Source organism: Microbacterium sp. K41 (assembly GCF_004794395.1).
GTDB lineage: Bacteria > Actinomycetota > Actinomycetes > Actinomycetales > Microbacteriaceae > Microbacterium > Microbacterium sufflavum.
On record NZ_SSDO01000473.1, the window covers coordinates 1 to 4,974 of the forward strand.

7 protein-coding genes are annotated in these 4,974 nt (G+C 69.7%); all 7 read right to left on the bottom strand.

Going from position 1 to position 4,974, the window contains the following annotated elements:
- Window positions 1–91 precede the first annotated feature (91 nt).
- Entirely contained in the window at window positions 92–619 is a 528-nt protein-coding gene (locus tag DW309_RS15440; protein ID WP_136045883.1) for an RNA polymerase sigma factor, read from the bottom strand.
- A gap of 54 nt (window positions 620–673) precedes the next feature.
- Window positions 674–1,570 carry a GTPase Era gene (gene era, locus DW309_RS15445; RefSeq protein ID WP_136045884.1) on the bottom strand — a complete coding sequence of 299 codons (897 nt, stop codon included), beginning with the start codon at window positions 1,568–1,570 and terminating at the stop codon, window positions 674–676.
- A complete protein-coding gene (locus DW309_RS15450) occupies window positions 1,563–2,855 on the bottom strand; it encodes a hemolysin family protein (protein WP_136030559.1) in 1,293 nt (430 codons plus the stop codon). The genes era and DW309_RS15450 overlap by 8 nt, the downstream gene beginning before the upstream one ends.
- A complete protein-coding gene (gene ybeY / locus DW309_RS15455) occupies window positions 2,852–3,313 on the bottom strand; it encodes an rRNA maturation RNase YbeY (RefSeq protein ID WP_136030557.1) in 462 nt (153 codons plus the stop codon). Before ybeY ends, DW309_RS15450 begins: the two co-directional genes overlap by 4 nt.
- Window positions 3,310–4,335: a PhoH family protein gene (locus DW309_RS15460; RefSeq protein WP_240753260.1), complete on the bottom strand. Its 1,026-nt coding sequence runs from the start codon at window positions 4,333–4,335 to the stop codon at window positions 3,310–3,312. Before DW309_RS15460 ends, ybeY begins: the two co-directional genes overlap by 4 nt.
- A gap of 46 nt (window positions 4,336–4,381) precedes the next feature.
- Entirely contained in the window at window positions 4,382–4,729 is a 348-nt protein-coding gene (locus DW309_RS15465) for an HIT domain-containing protein (protein ID WP_136030553.1), read from the bottom strand.
- Between the two features lie 37 nt (window positions 4,730–4,766).
- Window positions 4,767–4,974, bottom strand: a 208-nt coding sequence (locus tag DW309_RS15470) for an RsmE family RNA methyltransferase (protein ID WP_136045886.1), incomplete at its 5' end; no start/stop codon positions are given.

Consider the following 4,974-nt stretch of genomic DNA (forward strand, 5'->3'; position numbering starts at 1 on the left):
GCGCGTCGCGATCGCCCGCGCGTCCGGTTCCGCGTCGCGCGGAGTCCGCGCCGGATCCGCAGCGGTGAGCGCTCGCTCGAGCAGGGCGTTGTCAGGCATCACGCGTATCCGTCCCCTCCAGGCCCAGCGCCGCGCGAAGCCGATCCTCCGCCAGACGCAACGTCTTCCGTACCCGTGACTCCGATGCGCGCACCAGCTCCGCGATCTCCCCCACCGTGAGTCCATCCCAATACGTGAGCATGATGATACGCCGTTGGGCCGGGCTGAGGGTACCCACCGCGTGCAGCACCTCACTGCGGCCGACGAGCCCCAGCGGCGCCGGGTCGCCGGACAGCCCGTTGTGCAGCGCATCGAGTGCCCTGAGCCGGGTCGCCCCCCGTCGACCACGGGTGCGCAGACGACGGTCGGCCTCGCGCAGCAGCCACACCCGACCGGGCGGACGACTCGGTCGCAGACGCGACCACGCGGCCAGGAACACCTCCGACACGATCTCGGTGACCTCGTCGTCGTCACCGACCACGCCCTCGATGTGGTGGCGCACCGCCGCCCAGTGCTCGTCGAACACTCGTGTGAAGACCTCGTGCCGCAGCGTGTTCGGGTCCTCGCTGCGGCCGCTCATGACCGCGGGGTCGGCGGTCTGCCCGCCGCCTTCGACGTCGTGCCCCGTCTCATCTCAGAACCCGAGTCGGCCGAGCTGCTTGGGGTCGCGCTGCCACTCCTTCGCGACCTTGACGTGCAGTCCGAGGAACACCCGCGTGCCCAGCAGGTCCTCAATGCCCGTCCTTGCGCGAGCGCCCACGTCGCGCAACCGCGAGCCCTTATGGCCGATGATGATCGCCTTCTGGCTGTCGCGCTCCACCACGATCGACGCGTGCACGTCCGTCAGGTCGCTGTCCTCGCGGGGGGCGATGTCGTCCACGACCACGGCGATCGAGTGCGGGAGCTCATCGCGCACGCCGTCGAGCGCCGCCTCGCGGATGATCTCGGCGATGCGGTCCTCGTTCGACTCGTCCGTCGTGATCCCGGCCGGATACAGCGCGGGTCCCTCCGGCATGAGCTGCAGGATCTCGTCGGCGAGCACATCGAGCTGATCGCGCGTCAGCGCCGAGAGCGGGATGACGGCCGCCCAGTCCTCGCGCAGCGAGTCGACCTCCATGAGGCGCTCCGTGATCTCGTCGCGCCCCGCCGCATCCGTCTTCGTGACGATCGCGATCTTCTGCGCACGCGGGTAGCCGTCGAGCGAGGCGGCGATGCGACGATCGCCCGGTCCGACCTTCTCGGTCGCCGGCACGCAGAACCCGATGACGTCGACGTCGCCCAGCACCTGCTCCACCAGGTCGTTCAAACGCTCGCCCAGGAGGGTGCGCGGCTTGTGGATGCCCGGAGTGTCCACGATCACCAACTGCCCGTCCGGGCGGTTCAGGATGCCGCGGATCGCGCGCCGCGTCGTCTGCGGCTTCTCGCTCGTGATCGCGATCTTGTCGCCCACCAGCGCGTTCGTCAGGGTGGACTTGCCGACGTTCGGCCGACCGACGAAGGTCACGAATCCGCTCCGGGTGTCCTCAGTCATCGCGTCGCTCTCCTTCTTCCTGCACCTCGTCCGCCACCGCGGCCCTCTCGACGAACACCGTCGCGATCCCGCGGCCGCGCCCCCGAGAGGCCCCGCCGGTGAGGACCAGACCGTCCACGACCGCCGTCGCCCCGGGCTGCGGCACCTGTCCGAGCGCCTTGCCGAGCAGACCGCCGATCGAGTCGACGTCCTCATCCTCGAGCTCGAGGCCGAACAGGTCGCCGACGTCTTCCAGCGACAGCCGGGAGCTGACGCGGTAGCGTCCGGCACCGAGATCCACGAACTCCGCGGATACCTGATCGTACTCGTCGGAGATCTCGCCGACGAGCTCCTCGATCAGGTCCTCCAGCGTCACGAGGCCGGAGATCCCGCCGTGCTCGTCGATCACCAGGCACACGTGCACCGCGTCGCGCTTCATCTGCTGCAGCAGCGTCTCGGCGCGCATCGACTCCGGCACGAACGTCGCGGGGCGGGCGATCGGGCGGATCGACGCCGCGCGCCAGGCCAGGTCGTCGCGGTAGGCGAACTGCACCAGATCCTTCAGATACAGCACCCCGACCACGTCGTCGGCCTCGTCGTCCACGACCGGCATGCGCGACACCCCGCGCTGCAGGAACAGCGACATGGCCTCGTCGGTGGTGGCCTCCGCGTCCACGGTGACCATCTCGGTGCGCGGCACCATCACCGCCCGCACGAACTGGTCGGTGAAGTCGAACACCGAGTGGATGAGATCGCGGTCGTCCTCCTCGATGAGGTCGTTCGACGCGGCCTCGTCGACCATGCTCAGCAGCTGGTCCTCGCTCGAGAACGAGCTGCGACCCGTGCCGGGCGTGACCCGGTTGCCGAGCACGACCAGCCCCTGGGCGAGCGGGCCGAGGATGATGCGCAGACCGCGCACGATGCCCGCGCTCCCGCGGATCATGGCCTCGGCGTGCTGGTGGCCGAACGTGCGCGGACTGGCGCCGACGAGCACGAACGTGATGCCCGTCATCAGGATGGCCGCGGCGAGCATCGCCCACCAGATGCTCTCGAACATGATCGTGAACGCCACCGTGACGAGCACGGCCGCGGTGACCTCCGCGAGCACCCGGATGAACGCGACCGCGTTGACGTGCGCGTCGAGGTCGGCGGCGATGCGCTCGAGCGCCTTCGCCCGTCGCCCCTCGGTCGCCAGATCCGCGAGGCCGGCCCGAGACGTGACGCCGTAGGCCGCGTCGATCGCAGCCATGAGGCCGCCGAAGGCCACCAGCAGCACGGCGGCGATCAGCAGCAGGATCTCCGTCATCGGCGGCGGCGCTCGGACACGGCGAAGCCCTGGATCAGCTGCTTCTGGAGTCCGAACATCTCCCGCTCCTCCTCCGGCTCCGCGTGATCGAAGCCGAGCAGGTGCAGCAGACCGTGCGTGGTGAGCAGGATCAGCTCGTCCATCAGCGTGTGGCCGGCCGCCTGCGCCTGGGTCTCCGCCACCTGCGGGCACAGCACGATGTCGCCCAGCAGGCCGGGAGGCGTCGGGCGGTCCTCGGTGCCGGGGCGCAGCTCGTCCATCGGGAAGCTGAGCACGTCGGTCGGGCCCGGCTCGTCCATCCACTGCACGTGCAGCGCCTCCATGGCGCCCTCGTCGACCAGCACGATCGCCACCTCGGCGTCCGGACTGACGTGCAGCTGCTCCAGGTTGAAGTCGGTGAGCCGCTGCAGCACCGTCTCGTCGACGTCGATCGCCGACTCGTTGTTGATCTCGATCATGAGAGCCCCCGTTTCGGCATCCGGTCGCGTGGTCCTGGTCGCTGCGCCCCGCGGCGCTCGGCCCTGTTGGCGAACTCCGCGGCCTGCTCGCGCTCGAACCGCTGCGCCGTGCGCTTCTCGTCGTACTCGCTGTACGCGTCGACGATGCGCCCCACGAGCGAGTGCCGCACCACGTCGTCGCTGGTCAGCCGGCTGAAGTGGATGTCGTCGATCCCGTCGAGCACCCGCGTCACGAGCCGCAGTCCCGAAGACCCCTGCGGCAGGTCGACCTGGGTGATGTCGCCCGTGACGACCATCTTGGTGCCGAAGCCCAGCCGCGTCAGGAACATCTTCATCTGCTCCGGCGTGGTGTTCTGCGCTTCGTCGAGCACCACGAACGAGTCGTTGAGCGTGCGACCGCGCATGTACGCGAGCGGCGCCACCTCGATCGTCCCCGTGGCCATCAGGCGCGGCACGATCTCCGGGTCCATCATCTCGTTCAGCGCGTCGTACAGCGGGCGCAGGTACGGGTCGATCTTGTCGGTGAGCGTGCCGGGCAGGAACCCCAGCCGCTCCCCCGCCTCCACCGCCGGACGGGTGAGGATGATGCGCGTGACCTCCTTGCGCTGCAGCGCCTGCACGGCCTTCGCCATCGCCAGGTAGGTCTTTCCGGTACCGGCCGGGCCGATGCCGAACACGATCGTGTTCTCCTCGATCGCGTCGACGTACTCCTTCTGTCCGAGCGTCTTCGGGCGGATCACCTTGCCACGGGTCGACAGGATCGCCTCGCCGAGCACCTCGCTCGGGCGCGGACCGCCCTCGGTGCGGAGCATGCGCGCCGAGCTGGACACGTCGCTGGGCGCCAGGTCGTGCCCGGCCTTCGTCATCGCCAGCAGCTCGTCGACGAGGTTCTTCGCCTTCGCGACGGCGTCGCGCTCGCCCGTCAGGGTAATCTCGTTGCCGCGGACGAGCACCTGCACATCGCGGTGCTCGCGTTCCAGCATCCGCAGCAGGCGGTCCTGCGGACCGAGCAGCTGCACCATCGCGACACCGTCCGCGTAGATGCGTTCGGTGACGGTTTCCTGATCGTCAGAAGCCAACGAGCTTGTTCTCCTCGAGATTGCCGAGCACATGGGCGTGCACGTGGAAGACGGACTGGGCGGCGCTCGCGCCGTTGTTGAAGATGAGGCGGTACTCGCCGTTGGCGTGCTCGTCGGCGATGCGCTTCGCTGCCGCGACCATCTCGGCCAGCAGACCCGGGTCACCCGCCGCGAGCTCCGTCACGTCGCGGTACTCCTCGGTCTTCGGGATCACGAGCGCGTGCAGCGGAGCCTGCGGGTTGATGTCGCGGATCACGAACACCCGACCCGCATCGAGCAGGATCTCGCCGGGGATGTCCCCGTTCAGGATGCGCGTGAAGATCGAGGGTTCGCTCATGCGTTCAGCTTACCGGGGCCCCTGCACGCGGCGGCGGTCACCAGCGGCCGAGAGCGACCGACAGCACCGCGATCGCCGCCGGTCCGGCCGTGGACGTGCGCAGAACCGTGTCGCCGAGGAGCACGCGCTCCGCGCCCGCCGCCGTGAGCCGCTCCAGCTCCTCGGCGGAGATGCCGCCCTCGGGCCCCACCACCAGCACGAGGTCGCGGCCGTCGGGCTCCAGGTCGGACAGCCGCCCTGGCGCC

Bases quoted from the DNA above. Each gene is read 5' to 3' on its own strand.
- ybeY (WP_136030557.1), bottom strand. From the start codon at position 3,313: ATGATCGAGATCAACAACGAGTCGGCGATCGACGTCGACGAGACGGTG.
- DW309_RS15460 (WP_240753260.1), bottom strand. From the start codon at position 4,335: ATGGTGCAGCTGCTCGGTCCGCAGGACCGCCTGCTGCGGATGCTGGAA.
- DW309_RS15440 (WP_136045883.1), bottom strand. From the start codon at position 619: ATGAGCGGCCGCAGCGAGGACCCGAACACGCTGCGGCACGAGGTCTTC.
- DW309_RS15465 (WP_136030553.1), bottom strand. From the start codon at position 4,729: ATGAGCGAACCCTCGATCTTCACGCGCATCCTGAACGGGGACATCCCC.
- DW309_RS15450 (WP_136030559.1), bottom strand. From the start codon at position 2,855: ATGACGGAGATCCTGCTGCTGATCGCCGCCGTGCTGCTGGTGGCCTTC.
- era (WP_136045884.1), bottom strand. From the start codon at position 1,570: ATGACTGAGGACACCCGGAGCGGATTCGTGACCTTCGTCGGTCGGCCG.